Here is a 21,698-nt window from a genome sequence, read left to right as displayed (position 1 = left end):
AGAAAGTTTTCATTGTAGTTTTGTTCATTATTGTTTACAATAAAGAAGATCAAAACTGGGAAAATAAAGGATGTTTTATATGAATCGTTTGGCTAAAAAGATTGGAATTTTATCTGTGGTATTCGTAATGGCTATCGCAGTTTATTTTATGTGGAATCAGAGAAATACAGAAAAAAATGATGTAATGGTATATACCTCCATGGATGAGGCAGCCATTCCTGTTGTGTATGCGGACATGTACGGCAGAAAGATGAATCTTCTTCATGGATATGTTCAGGATATGGCACAGACTGTATCAAGGGAGGCCCTTACCGTACTTCCCCAGGACCGGAATTTAAGCCTTGGGATTGCAGATTATAACGGCACCATAACCGGGATACAGTATGAAGTGCGAAGTCTTGATTTAAGCCGCCTTGTGGAGCGCACCAGCCTAAGCAAATGGGATCAGGAAGAAGGCGTCGTAAAGGCATCTCTTCCCATACAGAACCTTCTGACAAAAGATAAGGAATATATACTGGTTCTTACACTGGACACTTCAGATAACGGAACACTTTATTATTACACCCGGATCATGTGGACAGACAGTACCAATGCGAAGGATATGATTGATTTTGCAGTTGATTTTACAACCAAGACATTTAACTATGATCAGGCGAGAGATCTGACTACTTATCTGGAGACCAGTAATACGGAAGATAACAGTTCTCTGGGTCATGTTTCCATACGGTCCAGTTTTTCCCAGCTCACCTGGGGCGGAATGACTATGAAACCAGTTGGAGAAATCCGAACCACTCTGAAAGATCTGGATGGTGTGATGTGCAGTGTCAGTCTGGAGTACCAGGCTGAGAGGGCTGGTGAAGGAGTAGATTCAGAGCTGTATGAGGTGGAAGATACCTACACGATGAAATGGGACAGCCGCCGCATTTATCTGATGGACTTTGAACGGAATACCAATCAGATATTTTCCGGACAGAAGGAACTGTTTTCTGGAAAACGGATCACACTTGGGATCACCAATGCAGATGAAGTACAGACAAAGAAAAGCCCTGGCGGAAATTGTATTGCTTATGGTATCAATCGGGATTTATGGACATACGATCAGAAACAGGGTCATGCAGTGAAGGTGTTTTCATTCAGAAGCGGAACCGATGATGGCCTTCGCAGTGGTTACAACCAGCATGACATCAAGGTTCTTTCCGTAAGTGACAACGGCGATGTGGATTTTCTTGTCTACGGATATATGAACCGGGGGATACATGAAGGGAGTATGGGTATTGCTCTCTACAGGTATAGCAGTGGTGAGAATGCCATAGGGGAGCGGTTCTTTACACCGGTTACCTCATCCTTTGAGATGCTGAAAGAAGAAGTGGGTCAGCTTTCTCATTTAGGAACCAATGGAATGCTCTATCTTATGGCTGGCAGGTCTGTTTATGGTATTGATTTAAACAGCAACGAATATATGGTACTGGCAGATTCTGTTTCTGAGGGAGGCTATGCGGTCAGCAGTACAGAGCGCCATTTTGCATGGCAGGAAGGAAATGACGTTTTCGGTGCCAGCGTGATTCATCTGATGGATCTGGATACCGGAATTAAAAGAGAAATCAGCGGAGGAGAGGACAATCGTTTTCGTCCTTTGGGCTTTGTAGGCGATGATTTCATATATGGAATTGCGAAAAACGGCGATATCTGGACTCAAAACGGCAGGGTTCTTGATGCTCCCATGTACCGGATTGAGATTATGGATCAAAGCGGTTCAATTGTTAAGAAATATGAGCAGGATCAGACTTATATTGCAGATGTGACGGTAGATGGAAGCCGGATTCACTTAACCCAGGTACTTAAAAACGACAGCCAGTCCTACTCGGTCTCCAGGCAGGATACCATTGTCTGTAACCAGGAGATTTCCAATGAAGAATTAAAGGGAATCGGCTGGTACGCTTCCGAGGACCGCAAAAAGATTTATTTTGTACAGCTGGATCAGGAAGCATCCAGCCGGGATGTAACCATTGCAGTGCCAAAGAAGGTAGCCTATGAAACAACCGAGGTGGTTGAATTAAAGAGCCGTCCTAAGAATCAGGACAACAGATATCTGGCCTATGCAGGAGGTCATTATCTGGGAAGCAGCAGAAGTTTTATTAAGGCGCTTGAGCTTGCCTATGATAAAATGGGGATTGTAACTGACCAGAATCAGCAGATTCTGTGGAACCGGGTGAACCGGCCTCCTGTTAAAACCATGAAAGATCCATTAAAGAAAGGCGCAGCTTTTAACCGGAATCTGTCAGCATTTGAAGATGATGGATTAATGGATGGAGTCTTTATGATTGATGCCAGAGGCGCCACCTTAAATCAGATTCTTTATTTTATCGGCCAGGGGTGTCCGGTTGCAGCCTACACAGGTCAGGGAGGGTATGTTCTTATCTCAGGCTATGACCAGTATAATGTCACACTATATAATCCGGAAACGAAGGATAGTCAGAAAATGGGTCTAAATGATGCCTCTGCTTACTTCTCGGGCCTTGGAAATGATTTTATCTGCGGAGTAATAATGGAATAAGAAAATGCGTTCTCTTTACAAATCCGTAAGATATGTTATAATCATGAAAGGCGAATGTTAAAAATTAAGAGAATTGTAATAGATAAAAGGATAGTCAGAGGTGTGAAATGGAGCAGTATATTATGAAAGGCGGTAATCCCCTGGTCGGCGAAGTGACCATTGGAGGAGCCAAGAATGCCGCTTTGGGAATTCTTGCAGCAGCTATCATGACAGATGAGGATGTGCTGATTGATAATCTGCCTGATGTAAGAGATATTAACGTATTACTGGAAGCAATCGAGGAAATCGGAGCCACAGTAGAGCGGATAGACAGACATACGGTCCGCATTAATGGACAGACAATCCGTGAAGTATCGGTTGATGATGAATATATCCGCAGAATCAGAGCTTCGTACTATTTTATCGGAGCCATGCTTGGCAAATACAAAAGTGCACAGGTTCCTCTTCCGGGAGGCTGTAACATTGGAAGCAGACCAATTGACCAGCATTTAAAGGGCTTTCGTGCGCTGGGTGCGGACATAAAGATTGAACGGGGAGCAGTAATCGCTCATGCCATCGATCTGGTAGCCAGCCATATCTATCTTGATGTGGTAAGCGTAGGCGCAACCATCAACATTATGATGGCGGCAACTCTTGCAGAAGGACAGACCATTTTAGAGAACGTGGCGAAGGAACCTCACGTCGTTGACGTGGCTAACTTTTTAAACAGTATGGGCGCCAATATTAAGGGAGCAGGAACCGACACCATCCGAATCAAAGGCGTTTCCAGACTTCACGGGACAGAATATTCCATTATTCCTGATCAGATTGAGGCGGGTACATTTATGTGTGCAGCAGCGATTACCCGGGGAGATGTCATGGTGAAGAATGTAATTCCAAAGCACCTGGAAGCCATTTCGGCCAAGCTTCTGGAGATGGGTTGTGAAGTAGTGGAATTCGACGACGCAGTCCGTGTAGTAGGTAAAACCAATCAGAAGCATACGGATATTAAAACACTTCCCTATCCGGGATTCCCAACTGATATGCAGCCTCAGATGGCAGTAACACTTGCTCTGGCAGGCGGTACCAGTGTGGTAACTGAGAGTATATTTGAGAACCGCTTCCGCTATGTGGATGAGCTTTCCCGCATGGGTGCCAACGTAAAGGTGGAAGGAAACGTAGCAGTCATTGACGGCGTAACCGGTTTAACCGGAGCATTTGTGAACGCGCCTGATTTACGTGCAGGGGCAGCGCTGGTGATTGCCGGTCTTGCAGCAGACGGATATACGGTAGTAGATGAAATTGGTTATATACAAAGAGGTTATGAATGCTTTGAAGATAAGCTTCAGGGTCTGGGAGCCATGATTGAAAAAGTGGACTCAGAAAAAGAAGCTCAGAAATTTAAATTAAAAGTAGGATAGGCGGGGGCTTCCCCGCCGTTTTGCTTGACAGGAGGATGGGGCTATGGAAATGAAGAAGAAACCGGTGCTTGTTATTATGGCAGCGGGGATGGGCAGCCGGTATGGCGGATTAAAACAAATTGATCCGGTGGATGCCCATGGAAACAAGATTATTGATTTTTCTATTTACGATGCAGTAGAGGCAGGCTTTGAAAAGGTGGTTTTCATCATTAAGAAAGCCATTGAAAAAGAGTTTAAAGAACATATCGGTGACCGTATGGCAGCTCACGTAAAGGTGGAATATGTCTATCAGGAGCTTTTTAAGCTGCCTGACGGATTTGAGGTGCCTGACGGACGGGTAAAACCCTGGGGAACGGGTCATGCAATCCTTTGCTGTGAGGAAGTGATTGATGGTCCTTTTGCCGTGATTAATGCTGATGATTATTATGGAAAAAGTGCTTTTCAATCTGTTTTCAACTTCTTATCCCAGGTTCAGGACGGGAATAAATACCAGTTTTCCATGGTTGGCTATAAGCTCTATAACACACTGACAGAGAACGGCCATGTTGCAAGAGGTGTATGTACGGTTTCGGAACATGGACTGCTCACCGATATCTGTGAGAGGACCAGAATAGAAAAACATGGAGAGAAGGCGGAATTTACGGAAGATGATGGTGCAACCTGGACCGGTCTTTCCGAAGATACTCTTGTATCCATGAATTTATGGGGATTTACCAGAAGTATATTAACGGAGCTGAAAGAACGATTCCCCGTCTTTTTAAACAAAGAGTTAAAAGAAAATCCTCTTAAATGCGAATACTTTCTTCCCTTTGTGGTAGATGAACTGCTAAAAGAAGAAAAAGCAGAAGTAACTGTTTTAAAAAGTACAGACCGCTGGTATGGTGTCACTTATCAGGAAGATAAAAAGACGGTAGTGGACGCAATTGCAGGTTTTAAAGCCGCTGGTCTATACCCGGAAAAGCTCTGGGACTGACCTGACAGAAAAAATACTGGACTATTGACATATGCCCGTTATTGAAGTAAAATGAAAAAGTAGGTATTGTAACTGCTAAAAATTGAATAACAAATGAAAAGTCGTAATATCCCTTATTCAGAGTGATGGAGATACAAAGGATCTGTGAAGTCACGGCAACCCCAGTCGGTTTTGTGGTTACTAACCATAAAAAACGTCCGGAAGGTGCCAACCTGAGCGAGAAATCGAGCAATAAGAGGATTTGATACAAATATGAATCAAGTCCGCGTTGCTGCGGACTTTTCTTTTTGTTATTCCCCCATGTAAAGCAGAGGAGGAAATGACAACATGGAAAAATTATTATTTACATCAGAATCCGTTACTGAAGGACATCCGGATAAAATGTGTGACCAGATTTCAGATGCAATTCTTGACGAGATGTTAAAACAGGACCCCATGAGCAGGGTAGCCTGTGAGACCTGTACTACCACCGGTCTTGTTATGGTTATGGGTGAGATCACAACCCAGGCATATGTAGACATTCAGAAAGTAGTGCGTGAAACAGTAAGAGAAATTGGTTATGACCGTGCAAAGTATGGTTTTGACTGTGACACCTGCGGTGTGATTGTTGCTCTTGATGAGCAGTCCCAGGATATCGCTATGGGTGTAGACCGTGCCCTTGAAGCAAAAGAAAACAAGATGTCAGACAAAGAAATCGATGCAATCGGAGCCGGAGACCAGGGTATGATGTTCGGTTACGCAAGCAACGAGACAGAAGAATATATGCCATATCCCATTGCACTGGCTCATAAGCTTGCACTTCAGCTGACAAAAGTTCGTAAGAACGGAACGTTAACGTATCTTCGTCCTGATGGAAAAACCCAGGTGACAGTAGAATACGATGAGAACGGCAAGCCACTTCGCCTTGATGCTGTAGTATTATCTACCCAGCATGATGAGGATGTCAGCCAGGAGCAGATTCACAAAGACATTAAAAAATATGTATTTGATGAGATCCTTCCTGCTGAGCTGGTGGATGATCATACTAAATTTTTCATTAACCCTACCGGACGTTTCGTAATCGGCGGACCTCATGGAGACAGCGGTCTTACTGGTCGTAAGATTATTGTTGACACCTACGGCGGTTATGCACGTCACGGCGGCGGAGCATTCTCAGGAAAGGACTGCACCAAGGTTGACCGCTCAGCCGCTTATGCAGCCCGTTACGTTGCAAAGAACATTGTGGCAGCAGGCCTTGCCGATAAGTGCGAGATTCAGCTGTCCTATGCCATCGGAGTTGCTCACCCTACCTCCATCATGGTTGACACCTTTGGAACCGGTAAACTAAGCAATGAAAAGCTGGTTGAGATTGTCCGGGAAAACTTTGACTTACGTCCGGCTGGAATTATTAAGATGCTGGATTTACGCCGTCCGATTTATAAGCAGACTGCTGCTTATGGTCATTTTGGAAGAAACGATTTAGATCTGCCATGGGAGAAGCTTGATAAGGTTTCCCTTTTAAAAGCATATTTATAATTATAACATGAGAAAGATGCCGCCAGACAGCTGATTTACAGCTGGAAGCGGCATCTTTTTTTATGGATCAACAGACCACTGATTATGGTTTTTAATATTTGGCGCTAAAACTAGCGCCAAATCCCAGTTACTTCGTGTTGAAATTTAAACCTCACATTGATTATAATAGGGCTATGAAAAGGAATTGATTGGCCAATCATACCTTCCACGGATCACACAGTAAATTCTATATCATAAAGTGAGGGTATGTAAAATGAAAGAGAAGGTACAAGTATTTGGCCGCTTTTTAAGCGGTATGGTAATGCCGAACATCGGTGCATTTATTGCATGGGGACTGATTACGGCATTGTTTATCCCAACGGGCTGGTATCCCAATGAAGCCATCGGAGCACTGGTTTCTCCTATGGCCAGCATGCTTCTGCCACTTTTAATCGCCTATACAGGGGGTACAGTCGTTTATGGCCAGAGAGGCGGCGTAATCGGAGCAATCACAGCGATGGGAGTGATCGTTGGATCCAGTATTCCAATGTTTATGGGGGCAATGATCGTAGGTCCGGTCAGTGCCTGGGTACTTAAGCAGTTTGACCGGAAAATAGAGAAAAAGATCCCTGCCGGCTTTGAGATGTTGATTAATAACTTTTCCCTGGGCATTATCGGTGCTATCTTAACTGCAATTGCCTTAAAGGGAGTCGCACCTGTTGTAGAGGTTTTGAACCGGGTGATGGAATCAGGGGTCGGGTTCTTTGTGGATCATAAACTGCTGCCTCTGGCAAGCGTATTTATTGAACCTGCAAAGGTTCTGTTTTTAAACAATGCCGTAAACCACGGTATTCTTTCTCCTATGGGAATCCAGCAGGTAGAGGAAGTGGGGAAATCCATATTCTTTCTTCTGGAGGCAAACCCGGGACCGGGACTTGGCATTTTACTGGCATATTGTATCGCGGGTAAAGGATCTGCCAAGAGCTCAGCACCCGGCGCAATCATCATTCACTTTTTAGGAGGAATCCATGAGATTTATTTTCCTTATATCCTGATGAATCCTCTTTTACTTCTGGCGGTTATTGCAGGAGGGGCCAGTGGTATTTTTGTTTTCCAGATCCTGGGTGTGGGATTGATCTCACCGGCATCTCCCGGAAGTATTCTGGCTATTCTGGCAATGACTCCAAGAGGTGGATACTTTGGTACTCTGGCAGGTGTTACGGTAGCTGCCGCAGTTTCCTTCCTTGTGGCTCTTCCTTTGCTTCGGTTTACAGGGAAAGGTGGAGATTTAGAGGAATCGAAGGATAAAGTTAAGAAGATGAAACAGGAGTCTAAAGGAAATCAGACGGTAGAAATGAATACATTATCTGGCAGCAGTGTTAAAAAAATTGTATTTGCCTGTGATGCAGGCATGGGTTCCAGTGCAATGGGAGCTACTGTTTTGAAAAAAAAGCTGGCAGCAGCAGGATTTGGAGATATCTCCGTGGTTCACTCACCGGTATCCTCCATTCCTCAGGATGCACAGATCGTAGTAACTCATAAGGAATTAAAAGAGCGTGCGGCTCACAGCAATCCGGATGCACAGCTGGTTCTGATAACAAATTTTATGGCAGCCCCGGAATATGACCAGCTGGTGGAATCATTAAAAGATAATAGATAAATTCATAGTGAAACTACTGCCTTTCATCTGATTGTAAACCATGTTATAATACTTACAAAATATATAATGGGTTTAAAAGGGGAATTTCACAGATGAAATTAGCGGGGAAAGTACTGAAGTATTACAGCAGGGTGATAGCTGAATGCATACCTCTTTTTGTGACAGCAGGATTGCTGTCAGCCTTTTCGGCAGGCATATTCCAGAATGAACACCTGTATGAAATGTCCAAAATTTTATCATCTTTGGTGATTCCGGTGTTTATGGGATATAAAGCAGGCACTGTGTGCGGCGGGGAGGTCGGCGGGTTAGCCGGCACCCTTGCCGCTTCTGTTGTTGTTATGGCAGAGCCTGCCTCTTCCATGATTCTGTCAGTCATGGTAGGCAGTATGGCCGGGTTTCTATGCAGGAATGGATTGGACCGGATCAAAAATTGGATCCCATCCGGCTTTGAGATGCTCTTTAGCAACTTATATTTAGCATCTTTAGGACTGCTTGCGGGAGGTGCCGCCTATCTTTTCGTGATACCGGAGGCTGAATGGCTGTTGGGATTTTTAGGAAATGGTTTATCATTTATGATAGACAGGGGAATCATCCCTTTTATCAGTTTCATAGTAGAGCCGTTAAAAATTGTTTTTTTCAATAACTGGATCAATCATGGCTTTTTTCTGCCGCTGGGGTTGGAACAGTTAAAAACCCAGGAGAGTTCTATATTGTTTCTTTTGGAGACCAATCCCGGACCGGGATTTGGTATTCTTCTTGCTTATGCCCTGGTTCACCCCAATATGAAAAAAACAATGATCTCCAGTCTTATTATACAATCCCTGGGCGGCATTCATGAGGTTTATTTCCCCTATATCCTGTCAGATATCCGGTTATTGGCCGGTGCCATAGCCGGAAGCATCGCGGGGAATTACTGTTTTATGATGACAGGCAGCGGACTTCTGGGACCGGCTTCCCCAGGAAGCATAATTACCATACTGATTATGGCGGATAAAAAGCATTGGGTGGGGATTGTTATGGGAATTTTTATTTCCGCGGCTGTGGCCTGCCTTGTATCCTGCCTGATTCTGCTGGGAAACAGGGGGAATTCTTCTGCTGATACAGAAAAGGAACAAAAGGATGAAGTGATGCCAATGAGAATGGAACATGCAAAAATATATTTTGTCTGCGATGTAGGAATGGGATCCAGTGCCATGGCCAGTGCTCTTTTTAAGAAGAGACTGAAACTGGAAGGCTTAATGGGTATAGAGGTATTCCATGTATCCGCTGACCGGATTCCTGCTGACGCAGACGCGGTTGTCTGCCAGAAGGATTTTGCCCGGACCTTGCCGCAGATTCATATTCCGTGCTTTACGGTGGACAATTTAACAGATATGTCTGGTTATAAGGAACTCCTGAACTGGTTAATGGGAGGTGGATAAGATGGGAGGCAATGATTTTACGCCCAGAATGCAGCAAATCGTTCTGGCTTTGATTAAAGAACAGGGGCCTGTTCCTGTAAAGCAGCTTGCAGACCAGATCCGTATCAGCAAAAGAACCGTGCAAAGGGAGCTGGAGTACATTCCAAGGGCATTAAAAAAATACGGGCTGACTTTTTGCTCCAAAACCGGGACTGGCATCTGGCTGGAAGGAGACAGGACTCAGATTGAAGCCTTAAAGGACGAACTTGAAGCGGATGATGCCCTTGATGTTTCGGACCGCATCGAACGCCAGAAGCGACTGATCCTGGAAATTCTCAAGGATAAGACGTTAAAGAAGCTGTATTATTACAGTGACATATTTGGGGTAAGCGAGGCAACTGTCAGCTCGGATTTAGAAGCGGTGAAAGAGTGGTTTCACAGATATCATCTGGAGATAAAGAGAAAACCGGGATACGGTGTGTTTATTGAGGGCAGTGAACGGGATTTTCGCAGGGCTCTCCGGGTTTTTATCGATGAAAACATTCATACAGAGATGATACAGGGGATGTATGAAGACAGAAACCAGACCGTTTTAAATGTAATTCAAAATAAGAGTGAGAGAAACATTTACAGAATCCTGGATGATGATATTGTAAAGCGGGTGACTGCCTGTATCTTAAGGATAAGAGATAAGCGAATACTGAATCTGACCCAGGATTCCTATCTTGGTCTGGTGATCCATGTGGCAATTGCCGTAAACCGGATCCGCCGACAGGAGATTATTGAAGAGAATCCCATTATGTCAGATTTTCTGCAGAAAGACCAGGACTATGATCTTGCAAAAACCATAACCAAATCCCTGGAAGAAGAATTCCTGATTCAGATTCCGGAAATTGAGTGTGCCTATATCTGCCTGCACATCAAAGGCTCTAAGATCCAGCAGCTGAATATTGATGAAAAGTCAAAAAGTGAAATAGAGGAATCCAGGGAGCTGTGGGAGGTGGTCAATGAAATGATTGACTGCTATAACGACGGCATGGCATATTTACTGAAGCAGGATGAAGAATTTGTAATCCAGGGACTGATTGCCCATTTAAAACCCACTCTGGTTCGCCTTGCCAATGGTATGAAGATCCAGAATCCTTTGCTGGAGCAGATCAAACGGGATTATCCGGCCATATTTGATCGTTGCAGAACCGTTGCCAGGGTAATTGAAGACCGATACGGATATGAGGTGCCGGAGCCGGAGATCGGGTTTCTTGCCGTGCATTTTGGCGCGGCTGAAGTCCGTATGGAAAGCAGAAAGGAAAGCCGGAGGAAGGTGAATATAGGGATCGTCTGCGCCAGTGGAATCGGGATCTCCAGACTTATGTCTTCCAGAATTGCCAGAGATTTTTCAGACAGAGTGGAGCTGTCTGTTTATGGTATGACGGACTTGTCGCCCTATGTGTTAAACAAGACAGATTTCTTTGTATCTACGGTACCACTGAAAGAAGAGGCAGACATTCTGTATGTGAGTCCTCTCCTTTCCGTGGAAGAAATGGAACGGATTGCGGGGAAGGTGCGCCAATGCGAATATATGCCTAAAAAGCAGGATAACAAGGAGTTTACCATTCAGCTGGACCAGGTGAATTTTATGGCGGTCCAGATTAAAAATGTGATCAGGCTCATGGAGTATCAGCGGGTAGACAATGGGATCACCTTTGAGGAGCTTTTGATCGCTGTCAGTGAAAAGCTGGCTTCCTATCCGGAACGTCAGATCATGATACAGGATGATTTAATGAGGAGAGAACGGCTTAGCAGCCAGATTTACCCTGAATTAAACTTCGCCCTGCTTCATGCCAGGACGGAAGGGGTGGTAAAGCCGGTATTTTCAGTCTGCCAGACAAAAGACGGAACATCATTTTCTGATCCCTATTTTAAGGGCGTATGTGTTGTGCTGGTCATGCTGGTTCCAAAAGATGATCATACAGCAGAAAACAGTGAAATCCTGGGGGTCTTAAGCGAGAGGCTGATTGAGGAAGAGGAGTTTTTAGAAGCTGTCAGGCATGGTGGAAAAGAGGAAATAAGAGCATTTGTTTCCCAGTATTTAAATCAATATTTCAGACATTATCTGGATAAAATCTGAGGAATTAAAACAGGAAAGCCGGGTTCGTAAAGGACCTGGTTTTTTTGTGCTTTTTAATTTTGGCATTATCTGATGGTGCCAAATGCCATTTTGTTTTCGTTGAAAAACATAAGATATGAACCCTATAATTTAATAGAACACCAGCAAAGGAGGGGAACAGCGTGTTTGGATACGGGAAAAAAAATGAAGAAAAGAATACAGAACTTTTAGAGCTTGGGAATATCCGCCTGAATTGCAGATCCGGTGAAAAAGATACAGTCATAAGGGAAGTGGGGAGAATGCTTTGCGAAAGTGGCTGCGTGGATGAATCCTATATAGAGGCAATGCTTCGGCGGGAACTGACCTTTCCAACGAATATCGGAAATGGAATTGCACTTCCTCACGGTGTGGAGGAAGCCAAAAAAAACATCAGACGTTCCGGTATTGCAGTCATGGTATTTCCTGATGGTACAGACTGGGGAGGAGAGACGGTTAAACTGGTTATAGGGATTGCAGGAGCAGGAGAGGAGCATTTGGAAATACTTTCTGTCATTGCACAGTGCCTTGCGGATCCGGACGATGTAGACCGGATCACCAGATGCAGTGCCAAGGAGATCTATACCATGTTTACCGGAAAGGGGTGTTCTTAAATGATCGTTACAGTAACAATGAATCCGGCCATTGATAAAACAGTGGATATTGGGAAATTTGAACGGGGAGATTTAAACAGAATAAATCGGGTGGAAATTGATGCCGGTGGAAAAGGTATTAACGTTTCCAAAACTATCAGAGAATTAGGAGGGGAGAGTATTGCCACAGGTTTTGTGGGAGGAACCAGCGGCACCATCATCAAACAGGTGCTGACTGACCTGGGGCTCAGGACCGATTTCGTGGAAGTAAAAGGGGAGACGCGAACGAATTTAAAGGTGGTAGAGGAAACCGGTGAGGTGACAGAGCTGAATGAGCCCGGACCGGAAGTATCAAAGGAACAGCTGAACGATCTTCTTAACAGGCTGGAAGGTTATGCAAATCCGGATACCCTGTTTGTACTGGCAGGAAGCATACCGGCGGGGATACCAACGGATATATACAGAAAAATTACGGAACAGGTTCACCAAAAAGGTGCAATGGTATTGCTGGATGCAGACGGCGTGCTGTTTTCCGAATCCTTAAAAGGAAAGCCGGATATGTTAAAACCCAACCGCTCAGAACTGGAACGGTATTATCAGATGGATTACAGGGCTTCCGAACAGGAACTGGTCACCATGGGTGGGAAACTTCTTGATCAGGGAGTCTCCATGGCAGCGATTTCTCTTGGGCAAATGGGCGCCATTTTCTTAACAAAGGAAAAACGGTATCGTTGTCCAGGGCTTCGGGTGAAAGCCCATTCCACTGTAGGCGCCGGGGATGCTTTAGTTGCAGCCATGGCATACAGCTGGGATGAAAAGCTTCCCCTTGAAACCTGTATCCGTTTATGCATGGGAGCTTCAGCAGGTGCGGTCACCAGCATAGGAACCAAGCCGCCTAAACGCAGTCTGGTGGATGAACTGGTGGAGCAGGTAGAACTGTTGGAGATCTAATACTAAAATTTATGAATAGGCTGGAGGATGGAAATATGAAAACAAAAGCGGTAAGAATGTACGGTGCAGATGACTTAAGACTGGAGGAGTTTGAACTTCCTCCTATTAAGGAAGATGAGATTCTTGTAAAAATCGTAAGCGACAGCATCTGTATGTCCACCTACAAGTTGGTAAAGCAGGGGAAAAAGCATAAAAGAGCACCTCAGAACATGGATACCAATCCTGTGATTGTGGGTCATGAGTGTGCGGGGCTGATTGTGGAAGTTGGAAACAAGTGGAAGGATCAGTTTCGGCCGGGACAAAAGTTTTCTCTGCAGCCGGCGTTAAACTACAAAGGAAAGCTGGATTCACCGGGATATTCCTATGAATTCTGCGGAGGGGCCTGTACTTACTGTATTATGCCTAACGAGGTCATGGAGCTGGGATGTCTTCTTGATTATACCGGAGAAAGCTTTTTTGAAGCATCACTGGGAGAGCCAATGAGCTGTATCATTGGTGGATTTCATGCCAATTATCATACCAACAAAAGGAATTATGATCATGCCATGGGAACGAAAGCAGATGGTAATATCCTGATTATGGGAGGCTGCGGACCCATGGGACTGGGAGCAGTCAGTTATGGTCTGCAGTTTGAAAATAAGCCAAAGAAAATTGTGGTAACGGATATCAGCGATGAACGGATTGCCCGGGCAAAGGAAGTTATTTCAGAAGAGTCTGCTTTGGAGAGAGGAATTGAGCTTCGCTATGTGAATACAGCTGTCATGGCTGATCCCGTTTCGGAACTTATGGCATTTACGGAGGGGCATGGTTATGATGATGTATTTGTGTATGTACCTGTGAAAGAGGTGGCACAGATGGGGGATAAACTCCTGGCATTTGACGGCTGCATGAACTTTTTTGCCGGACCCTCTGACAGCCAGTTTAAGGCGGAAATCAATCTTTACAACTGCCACTATACAAGTACACATATCATGGGAACGACTGGCGGTAATACAGATGATCTGGTAGAGGCCAATCAGCTGTCAGCCGATGGGGCCATTGAAGCGGCTGTTATGGTAACCCATGTGGGAGGAATTGACAGCATTGCAGAGGCGACTAAGAATCTGCCTTCCATTCCCGGAGGAAAAAAACTTACCTATACCCAATTTGATCTGCCTTTAACAGCCATTGACGATTTTGAAGAACTGGGAAAGACTGATCCGCTTTTTAAAAAGCTCAGTGAATCCTGCAATGCCCATAAGGGGTTATGGAATCGGGAAGCAGAAAAGATTCTTTTTGATCATTTTGGTATTAATCCAAATGAATTATAAATAAATGCAAAGAAGGGATCATTGATCCGTAAGTGATATTTAAACTTATGGATCAATGATCCCTTCTTATTTATGAATAAAATCGGTAATATCATTTATTTTACATAATACCTTAAATTTTAGAATTGTTTTATAAATTTTAATAGCTAACTGTGTTATAATACCTTTACGTAATATTAAATTTTTGTTATAAATCAAAGATAACGTGGGAGAGACGAAAAGGTGAAACTAAAATTAAGAACACGCCTGGTCGTAGCGTTTATAATCATAACGGTCGTTCCTCTGACCATGATTTTTGCAGTGGTGGCCGGTCTTGGAAGTTATCAGATGAAAGCATTCCGCAAAGCTTATAACTTAACGGAGCATGTAGATCTGTTATCCGGCAATTCCCTGCAGATATTTAACCGTTTAACCAGAGAAACCCAAAAAGAGATCAGCAGGATATTACAAAGCGACCCTGACCAGTTTAATGATCAGGATTTTTTGCAGAAGCTCAATGATAATCTGGCATCCAAATATGCCTATATGATTGTGCGAAAAGGGAATACTCTGATTTTTGACGGCAACAGCCATATTACTCAGGGGATTTTTGAACAGCTGCCCAAGTATGAGGAGATAGACAGCACTCTTGACGGAGCCATTTATCTGGATGGTGAGACACAGCATCTGGTGAAGCAGATGGACTTCCTGTATTCAGACCAGGAGACGGGAAGTGTTTTCATTGTATCCAACGTAGACGGTCTCCTTCCTGAGATTAAGGTTATGATGGCGGAGATGCTGTTTGCAGCCATTATGATTATTTTATTTACGGATGCGATTTTAATGATGTGGGTATACCGGTCAGTCGTAAGCCCTCTTGGACGGCTGCAGGTAGCCACGAAAAAGATCAAGGATGGGAATCTGGATTTTAATCTGGAAGTAGAGAATGATGACGAGATCGGTCAGCTCTGCCAGGATTTTGAAGAGATGAGAATCCGGTTAAAAGAATCAGCAGAGGAAAAGGTTCAGTACGACAAGGAGAACAAGGAACTGATCAGTAACATTTCCCATGATTTAAAGACGCCCATTACCGCCATAAAAGGATATGTGGAGGGAATTATGGATGGGGTTGCCTCATCTCCTGAGAAGTTAGACCGTTATATCCGGACAATCTACAACAAAGCCAACGACATGGATAAGCTGATTGATGAGCTGACCTTTTATTCCAAGATTGATACCAATAAGATTCCTTATACCTTTTCCAAAATCAATGTGTCCAATTATTTTGGTGACTGTATCGATGAGGTTGGTCTGGAGATGGAGGCGAGAAGCATTGAGCTTGGTTATTTTAATTATGTAGATGAAGATGTGATTATTATAGCGGATGCGGAACAGATGCGAAGAGTCATTAACAACATCGTAAGCAACTCAGTAAAGTATATGGATAAGAAAAGTGGAATCATTAATATCAGGATCAAGGATGTGGGTGATTTTATCCAGGTGGAGATTGAAGACAACGGTAAAGGTATTCAGGCGAAGGACTTGCCAAGTATCTTTGACCGCTTCTACCGGACTGATTCCTCGCGAAATTCTTCCCAGGGCGGAAGCGGAATCGGTTTATCCATTGTTAAGAAGATCATAGAGGACCATGGAGGCAGAATCTGGGCCACCAGCAAAGAAGGAATTGGAACTGAGATACATTTTGTTTTAAGAAAATACCAGGAGGTCATGCAGGAATGAGCAGAATATTGATTGTGGAAGATGAAGAGAGCATCGCAGAGCTGGAGAAGGATTATCTTGAGTTAAGCGGTTTTGAAGTTGAGATTGAAAATGACGGAGAAGAAGGGCTTAAGCTGGCACTCCAAAAGGATTTTGATTTACTCATACTGGATCTGATGCTTCCTGGAGTGGATGGATTTGAGATATGCAGGAAGGTTCGTGAAGTGAAAAACACTCCAATTATTATGGTTTCTGCGAAAAAAGAAGACATCGATAAAATCAGGGGACTTGGACTGGGTGCTGATGATTATATTACAAAACCCTTTTCTCCCAGCGAGATGGTTGCCCGCGTAAAGGCCCATCTGGCCCGCTATGAGCGGCTGATCGGCAGCGGTATGCCGGATAATGAGATGATCGAGATCCGCGGACTTAAGATCGATAAGACGGCAAGGCGCGTATGGGTAAATGGAGAAGAGAAGAACTTTACTACCAAGGAATTTGATCTGCTTACATTCCTGGCTCAGAACCCAAACCATGTTTATACGAAAGAAGAGCTGTTTAATAAGATCTGGGATATGGAATCCATCGGAGATATCGCCACAGTAACGGTGCATATTAAAAAGATCAGGGAAAAAATTGAATTTAACACGGCGAAACCTCAGTATATTGAGACAATCTGGGGTGTAGGTTACCGCTTTAAGGTGTAATGATGAAGGAAAAACTATACGAGATTCCCCTAAATGATGCCATGGATGCAGATGATGAATGTCCCTTTTGTTATTTGGAGCGCAAAGGGGAAGAAGAGCTGATGGATTTCGTACTGGGTTCCTGCGCTTCCTATATGGAGAGTGATACCAGAGAGAAAACCGACTGTGCAGGCTTTTGCAGAACCCATCAGAAGCGGATGTTTGATTACGGCAATGCCCTGGGCAATGGCTGGATATTAAAAACCTATTACAAGAAGATGATATCAGAAATGCAGGAAGAGTTTAAGAACTTTTCCCCCGGTAAAAAATCTCTGAAGGACCGGATCACCGGCAGGAAGACTGAGGAGAATTCCATATGCAGCTGGATTGAAGGCAAAGAGAAGACCTGCTATATCTGCGACAGGTCTTCGGCGGTTTATGAACGATACATCGCTACGTTTTACCATCTGTATAAAAAGGATTCATCCTTTATTGAAAAGCTGAAAAACAGCAAAGGTTTTTGTCTTCATCACTTTGGAGATCTGTTAAGAGAGTCAGACCGGTACTTAAATGAAGGAGAACGGACTCAGCTGTATTCTGTGATTTTTCCACTGATGGTTAAAAACATGGAACGGGTTTCCGGTGACATAGACTGGTTTATTGAAAAGTATGATTATTTAAACAGGGATGCGGACTGGAAGCAGTCAAAGGATGCCGTTCAGCGTGGGATGCAGAAGATCAGGGGAGGATACCCTGCTGATCCTCCCTATAAGCAGAAATAGTCAGTTTTGATGGCTACGGATTAAGCCGTTTAAATTGACCTGGTGTACAGCCGGTTGTCTGTCGGAACGTGCGGATAAAGTTGGAGTAATCCACAAAACCGGACAGATGGCAGGCTTCTGAGACGGTATGACCTTTTAAGAGCAGTTCCTTAGCAAGAGCCACCCGCTTCACCACAATATACTGGAAGATGCTGCTCTCTGTCTCTGATTTAAATAAGTGGCTTAAATAATATTTATCCAGGGATAAGGCAAGGGAGATGGAGTCCAGTGTTAGGGGTTCGGTCAGATGGTCATCAATATAATTCATGATTGCCTGTGCCCTATGTGGCCTTGGCGCTGTTTTTACAGAGCCGGTATTCTGCCAGGCCTGATTAATCAGTATGAGAATTTGAATAATCGTTGTTAACGCTGTTAAATCGCTGCCGTATGGGCGGCGATTTTTTATTGCCTTCTCCAGATTTTTTGCCATGGAAATGAGAAGTTCATGATCGGTCTGGGATAGCAATACCAGATTGTTTTTTCCTGGATCTCTGTGAAAGCAGTCTAAGAGATTGGTTGATGGGGTACAATAAGGCCGGATGTAAGATGGATTAACGTGAATCACCAGCCTGGTAAATGGCTCATTGGAGGTATTGATTGCTTTATGAATCTCCCGGTTGGAAAACAGAATCAGGCTGCCGGGACTCATGTCATAGCATGCATTTTCAACAAAATACTGAATATGGCCGTCTACCAGAAGATAAATTTCATGGCTGTTATGCATGTGAAAATCCACATTACCAGCCATGTTACTGGTGGTGAAATCACAGCTGATGGGATCGGAAAATTCGCTGTAATGATAGGGGCTTTCCTTTTTCATGGGCACCTCCTTAAATAGACAATCTACGCATGTTTATAGTCAATCTGCGCAAACAAATTGCGTTAAAATAATTATATAATAGAAATACAGAAGAAACAAGGAAAAGAAAAGAGGAATGATTATGGTTCGGGTTGGAGTGATTGGCTGCGGAAACATTGGTAAAGTCCATTCCATGATCTTAAAGGAATTAAAAGAAGTCAGGCTCTGTGCCATGGCTGATATTCGTATAGACAGGGCAGAGGAATTCTGCCGCCAATATACGGAGGGAAAAGGACATGCATATGAATCCTTAGAAGAGATGCTTGAGAAAGAAGAGCTGGATGGAATTCATATTTGTACGCCTCATTTTTGTCATGTTCCCATGGCGGAAATGGCCTTAAAGAAGGGCCTTCACGTATTTATGGAGAAGCCGCCGGCTATTAGCAGACAGCAATTTGAACAGTTAGAGAAGGCATCATCAGAAAGCGGCGCAAGACTTGGATTCTGTTTTCAGAACCGGTATAACGAGACAACAAAAAAAGCCACAGAGCTTATTGAGGAAGGTAAAATCGGAGCCCTGCGGGGAGGAAGAGCGTTTGTTACCTGGAACAGGAATGCACCTTATTACACCGAAAGCGGATGGAGAGGAAAGCTGGAGACAGAAGGCGGCGGAGCCCTTATGAATCAGTCCATACATGCGCTTGATCTGCTGCTTCGCTGGCTTGGCAAGCCGATCAAAACAGAAGCTTCCGTGAACAACCATCACTTAAAGGGTATTGTAGAGGTGGAGGATACCCTGGAAGCCTATATGGAGTTTACACAGGGGAAAGATCCTGTAAGAGCCAGCTTCTACGCCACGACTGCATACGTCAGTGACGCGCCTGTTCTCATTGAGATTGCAGGGGAAAGAGGATTTATCCGGGTGGAAGGAGATACAGTCACTTATCAGGAGGCAGGGGAGATGGAGCCTGTTATCTGGCGTTCGAAAAAAAGCCTTGTACCGGGAAAATCTTACTGGGGCAGTGGACATGAAGCCTGCATTCACGATTTTTATGACTGTGTCTGCACAGGAAAAGCCTATGGAAATGATCTTAAGTCGGTTCGGCTTACATTTAATACGATGATGGATATCTATGAATCTGCAGGAAGTGAGGAGAAATAAATCATGGAAAAAGTGAGACTGGGAATTATCGGAATTGGCAATATGGGTACCAACCATTTGAAGAGTATTCAGGAAGGTAAGGTTCCGGAGATTGAAGTGACAGCAGTGGCTGACAGGGAGGACGGACGGATTGCCTGGGCGAAAGAATATATGCCTGCTGAGACTTTATTTTTTAAAGAAGGATCGGATTTAATCGATGCAGGAGTGTGTGATGCTGTATTAATTGCTGTACCTCATTATCACCATCCAAAGCTTACAATCTATGCTATGGAGCACGGTCAACATGTTCTGTGTGAGAAGCCTGCAGGCGTTTACACAGCTCAGGTCAGAGAGATGAATGAAGCAGCGCAAAAATCTGACCGGGTATTTGCCATGATGTTCAATCAAAGAACCAACTGCATTTACAGAAAGCTGCATGAGCTGGTAACTGGTGGAGAGTTAGGAGCAATCAAACGGGTAAACTGGATTGTAACTGACTGGTACAGAACACAGTCCTATTATGATTCCGGCAGCTGGAGAGCAACCTGGGACGGAGAAGGGGGAGGCGTACTGCTAAATCAGTGTCCTCACAATATGGACCTGCTTCAATGGATCTGCGGAATGCCGGATAAGGTACGTGCCTTCTGCCACAACGGAAAGTGGCATGATATTGAGGTGGAGGATGATGTGACAGCCTATCTGGAATATCCAAACGGGGCAACAGGAGTCTTTGTAACCACAACGGCAGATGCACCCGGTACAAACCGGTTCGAGATTACCATGGAAATGGGTAAAGTGGTTTGTGAAAATGACCGCCTTATGCTTCATAAACTGGCGGAAAATGAGCGAACCTTCTGCAAAACCGCAAAAGGCGGATTTGATACACCAGAATGTACCGTCACAGAGGTGGAGACAGACGGTGTCAACGAGCAGCATGTGGGAGTATTAAAGGCATTTGCAGGTAAAATTTTAAGAGGAACACCTCTGGTAGCAGAAGGAGTGGAAGGAATCAATGGACTGACTTTATCAAACGCCATGCATTTATCCAGTTGGCTGAACCAGGAAGTTGAAATTCCATTTGATGAAAATCTGTTTTTAGAGGAATTAAATAAAAGACGTGCTGCTTCCAGAAAAAAAGAGGGGACTGGCGTGGTATTTGATACTGAAGGAAGTTATTAAATAAAGGAGAGAGCATAATGTGGGACAAAATAAAACTATCCGGATTTGCAGATGAGATTGATATGGATTTAGACGTTCAGATGAACGTGCTTAAAAAACTGGGAATGTCTTATGTAGAGATGCGCGGAGTAGATGGTAAGGGCCTGGTGGAGCATACAACAGAAGAGGCAAAAGAGATTAAAAGACGCCTTGACAGCAATGGAATTAAATTATCATCCGTAGGTTCTCCCATTGGAAAAATTAAAATTGCAGATGAGTTTGCTCCTCATATGGAGTTATTTAAGCACACTGTGGAACTGGCACATGTAATGGAAACTCCCAATATCCGTATGTTCAGCTTTTTTATGCCGGAAAATTCCAGCTATGAGCCATATAGAAACAAGGTGATGGATCAGCTTGGTCAGTTTGTGGATTACGCCAAAGCAAATGAAGTAATTCTTCTTCATGAAAATGAGAAGGATATTTATGGCGATATGGCAGACAGATGCCTGGAAATCATGAAGGAATTTTATGGGGATCATTTTAAGGCAGTATTTGATTTTGCCAACTTCGTCCAGTGCAAACAGGATACCATGGAAGCTTATGAGATGTTAAAACCCTATATTTCCTACATTCATATAAAGGATGCCCTCTGGGCAGATGCAAGCGTGGTTCCTGCAGGTATGGGAGACGGAAATGTGGAAAAGATACTTGGAAACTTAAAAGAAAGTGGATATCAGGGCTTTTTATCCCTGGAGCCACATCTCAGTGATTTTGCCGGCTTCTCTGCACTGGAACAGCATGGAGAGCAAAAGAAGAAGATGAGCGGGGAAGAGGCGTTTACCATGGCTCATGATGCACTGATTAAAATACTGAACTGTATTTCTTAATCACCAGTTTCTTAATAAATGAAACCG

17 protein-coding genes and 1 riboswitch are annotated in these 21,698 nt (G+C 44.1%); of the genes, 16 read left to right on the top strand and 1 reads right to left on the bottom strand.

Features of this window, described 5'->3' with window-relative positions; translation table 11 throughout:
• The first annotated feature begins 79 nt into the window (after positions 1-79).
• The 13 genes from ACOAOT_RS19710 to ACOAOT_RS19650 all read left to right on the top strand — a co-directional run bounded on the left by ACOAOT_RS19710 (position 80) and on the right by ACOAOT_RS19650 (position 17,644).
• Complete coding sequence (locus tag ACOAOT_RS19710) at positions 80-2,554, top strand: hypothetical protein (RefSeq protein ID WP_420218536.1); 2,475 nt, start codon at positions 80-82, stop codon at positions 2,552-2,554.
• A gap of 107 nt (positions 2,555-2,661) precedes the next feature.
• Positions 2,662-3,954: a UDP-N-acetylglucosamine 1-carboxyvinyltransferase gene (gene murA / locus ACOAOT_RS19705; RefSeq protein ID WP_420218535.1), complete on the top strand. Its 1,293-nt coding sequence runs from the start codon at positions 2,662-2,664 to the stop codon at positions 3,952-3,954.
• A gap of 49 nt (positions 3,955-4,003) precedes the next feature.
• Positions 4,004-4,927 (top strand): nucleotidyltransferase family protein, encoded by a 924-nt coding sequence (locus tag ACOAOT_RS19700; RefSeq protein WP_420219456.1) that lies wholly within the window; start codon positions 4,004-4,006, stop codon positions 4,925-4,927.
• A gap of 110 nt (positions 4,928-5,037) precedes the next feature.
• A riboswitch (SAM riboswitch) is annotated at positions 5,038-5,165 on the top strand.
• An 89-nt stretch (positions 5,166-5,254) separates the two neighbouring features.
• Positions 5,255-6,442 (top strand): methionine adenosyltransferase, encoded by a 1,188-nt coding sequence (metK, locus tag ACOAOT_RS19695; protein ID WP_420218534.1) that lies wholly within the window; start codon positions 5,255-5,257, stop codon positions 6,440-6,442.
• Positions 6,443-6,695: 253 nt separating this feature from the next.
• The gene (locus tag ACOAOT_RS19690) at positions 6,696-8,081 is read left to right on the top strand and encodes a PTS mannitol transporter subunit IIBC (RefSeq protein WP_420218533.1); all 1,386 of its coding nucleotides are present in this window, start codon (positions 6,696-6,698) and stop codon (positions 8,079-8,081) included.
• Positions 8,082-8,173: 92 nt separating this feature from the next.
• Positions 8,174-9,502 carry a PTS sugar transporter subunit IIBC family protein gene (locus ACOAOT_RS19685; protein ID WP_420218532.1) on the top strand — a complete coding sequence of 443 codons (1,329 nt, stop codon included), beginning with the start codon at positions 8,174-8,176 and terminating at the stop codon, positions 9,500-9,502.
• A gap of 1 nt (position 9,503) precedes the next feature.
• Complete coding sequence (locus ACOAOT_RS19680) at positions 9,504-11,609, top strand: BglG family transcription antiterminator (RefSeq protein ID WP_420218531.1); 2,106 nt, start codon at positions 9,504-9,506, stop codon at positions 11,607-11,609.
• 161 nt (positions 11,610-11,770) lie between these two features.
• Positions 11,771-12,238: a PTS mannitol transporter subunit IIA gene (locus ACOAOT_RS19675; RefSeq protein WP_420218530.1), complete on the top strand. Its 468-nt coding sequence runs from the start codon at positions 11,771-11,773 to the stop codon at positions 12,236-12,238.
• The gene (gene pfkB / locus ACOAOT_RS19670) at positions 12,239-13,168 is read left to right on the top strand and encodes a 1-phosphofructokinase (protein ID WP_420218529.1); all 930 of its coding nucleotides are present in this window, start codon (positions 12,239-12,241) and stop codon (positions 13,166-13,168) included.
• 35 nt (positions 13,169-13,203) lie between these two features.
• Positions 13,204-14,478 carry a zinc-binding dehydrogenase gene (locus tag ACOAOT_RS19665; protein ID WP_420218528.1) on the top strand — a complete coding sequence of 425 codons (1,275 nt, stop codon included), beginning with the start codon at positions 13,204-13,206 and terminating at the stop codon, positions 14,476-14,478.
• A gap of 288 nt (positions 14,479-14,766) precedes the next feature.
• Positions 14,767-16,197 (top strand): sensor histidine kinase, encoded by a 1,431-nt coding sequence (locus ACOAOT_RS19660; protein ID WP_420219455.1) that lies wholly within the window; start codon positions 14,767-14,769, stop codon positions 16,195-16,197.
• A complete protein-coding gene (locus ACOAOT_RS19655; protein ID WP_420218527.1) occupies positions 16,194-16,883 on the top strand; it encodes a response regulator transcription factor in 690 nt (229 codons plus the stop codon). Before ACOAOT_RS19660 ends, ACOAOT_RS19655 begins: the two co-directional genes overlap by 4 nt.
• Before the next feature lie 2 nt (positions 16,884-16,885).
• On the top strand, positions 16,886-17,644 hold the full coding sequence (locus ACOAOT_RS19650; protein ID WP_420218526.1) for a DUF6062 family protein: 759 nt from the start codon (positions 16,886-16,888) through the stop codon (positions 17,642-17,644).
• A 13-nt stretch (positions 17,645-17,657) separates the two neighbouring features.
• Here ACOAOT_RS19650 and ACOAOT_RS19645 read toward each other — a convergent pair whose 3' ends face one another.
• Positions 17,658-18,503, bottom strand: a complete 846-nt coding sequence (locus tag ACOAOT_RS19645; RefSeq protein WP_420218525.1) for a helix-turn-helix domain-containing protein — start codon at positions 18,501-18,503, stop codon at positions 17,658-17,660.
• 121 nt (positions 18,504-18,624) lie between these two features.
• Here ACOAOT_RS19645 and ACOAOT_RS19640 point away from each other — a divergent pair, with 121 nt between their 5' ends.
• Genes ACOAOT_RS19640 through ACOAOT_RS19630 form a run of 3 tightly spaced genes read left to right on the top strand, consistent with a single transcriptional unit; the run spans position 18,625 to position 21,671 of the window.
• The gene (locus tag ACOAOT_RS19640) at positions 18,625-19,644 is read left to right on the top strand and encodes a Gfo/Idh/MocA family protein (protein ID WP_420218524.1); all 1,020 of its coding nucleotides are present in this window, start codon (positions 18,625-18,627) and stop codon (positions 19,642-19,644) included.
• Positions 19,645-19,647: 3 nt separating this feature from the next.
• On the top strand, positions 19,648-20,802 hold the full coding sequence (locus tag ACOAOT_RS19635; protein ID WP_420218523.1) for a Gfo/Idh/MocA family protein: 1,155 nt from the start codon (positions 19,648-19,650) through the stop codon (positions 20,800-20,802).
• Between the two features lie 17 nt (positions 20,803-20,819).
• Positions 20,820-21,671, top strand: coding sequence for a sugar phosphate isomerase/epimerase family protein (locus ACOAOT_RS19630; protein ID WP_420218522.1), 852 nt, complete (start codon positions 20,820-20,822; stop codon positions 21,669-21,671).
• Positions 21,672-21,698: the final 27 nt, after the last annotated feature.

Origin of the sequence: Lacrimispora struthionigena, assembly GCF_048627165.1 — a bacterium.
Taxonomy (GTDB): Bacteria; Bacillota; Clostridia; order Lachnospirales; family Lachnospiraceae; genus Lacrimispora.
The sequence above is the reverse complement of the archived record's forward strand: the minus strand, read 5'-3'. Positions and strand labels throughout refer to the sequence as shown.

Excerpts from the sequence above, each read along its gene's own strand:
- ACOAOT_RS19660 (WP_420219455.1), top strand. The coding sequence starts at position 14,767 with ATGATTTTTGCAGTGGTGGCCGGTCTTGGAAGTTATCAGATGAAAGCA.
- ACOAOT_RS19650 (WP_420218526.1), top strand. The coding sequence starts at position 16,886 with ATGAAGGAAAAACTATACGAGATTCCCCTAAATGATGCCATGGATGCA.
- ACOAOT_RS19685 (WP_420218532.1), top strand. The coding sequence starts at position 8,174 with ATGAAATTAGCGGGGAAAGTACTGAAGTATTACAGCAGGGTGATAGCT.
- ACOAOT_RS19710 (WP_420218536.1), top strand. The coding sequence starts at position 80 with ATGAATCGTTTGGCTAAAAAGATTGGAATTTTATCTGTGGTATTCGTA.
- ACOAOT_RS19680 (WP_420218531.1), top strand. The coding sequence starts at position 9,504 with ATGGGAGGCAATGATTTTACGCCCAGAATGCAGCAAATCGTTCTGGCT.
- ACOAOT_RS19700 (WP_420219456.1), top strand. The coding sequence starts at position 4,004 with ATGAAGAAGAAACCGGTGCTTGTTATTATGGCAGCGGGGATGGGCAGC.
- ACOAOT_RS19690 (WP_420218533.1), top strand. The coding sequence starts at position 6,696 with ATGAAAGAGAAGGTACAAGTATTTGGCCGCTTTTTAAGCGGTATGGTA.
- pfkB (WP_420218529.1), top strand. The coding sequence starts at position 12,239 with ATGATCGTTACAGTAACAATGAATCCGGCCATTGATAAAACAGTGGAT.
- murA (WP_420218535.1), top strand. The coding sequence starts at position 2,662 with ATGGAGCAGTATATTATGAAAGGCGGTAATCCCCTGGTCGGCGAAGTG.
- ACOAOT_RS19640 (WP_420218524.1), top strand. The coding sequence starts at position 18,625 with ATGGTTCGGGTTGGAGTGATTGGCTGCGGAAACATTGGTAAAGTCCAT.
- ACOAOT_RS19635 (WP_420218523.1), top strand. The coding sequence starts at position 19,648 with ATGGAAAAAGTGAGACTGGGAATTATCGGAATTGGCAATATGGGTACC.
- ACOAOT_RS19665 (WP_420218528.1), top strand. The coding sequence starts at position 13,204 with ATGAAAACAAAAGCGGTAAGAATGTACGGTGCAGATGACTTAAGACTG.
- ACOAOT_RS19630 (WP_420218522.1), top strand. The coding sequence starts at position 20,820 with ATGTGGGACAAAATAAAACTATCCGGATTTGCAGATGAGATTGATATG.
- metK (WP_420218534.1), top strand. The coding sequence starts at position 5,255 with ATGGAAAAATTATTATTTACATCAGAATCCGTTACTGAAGGACATCCG.
- ACOAOT_RS19645 (WP_420218525.1), bottom strand. The coding sequence starts at position 18,503 with ATGAAAAAGGAAAGCCCCTATCATTACAGCGAATTTTCCGATCCCATC.
- ACOAOT_RS19655 (WP_420218527.1), top strand. The coding sequence starts at position 16,194 with ATGAGCAGAATATTGATTGTGGAAGATGAAGAGAGCATCGCAGAGCTG.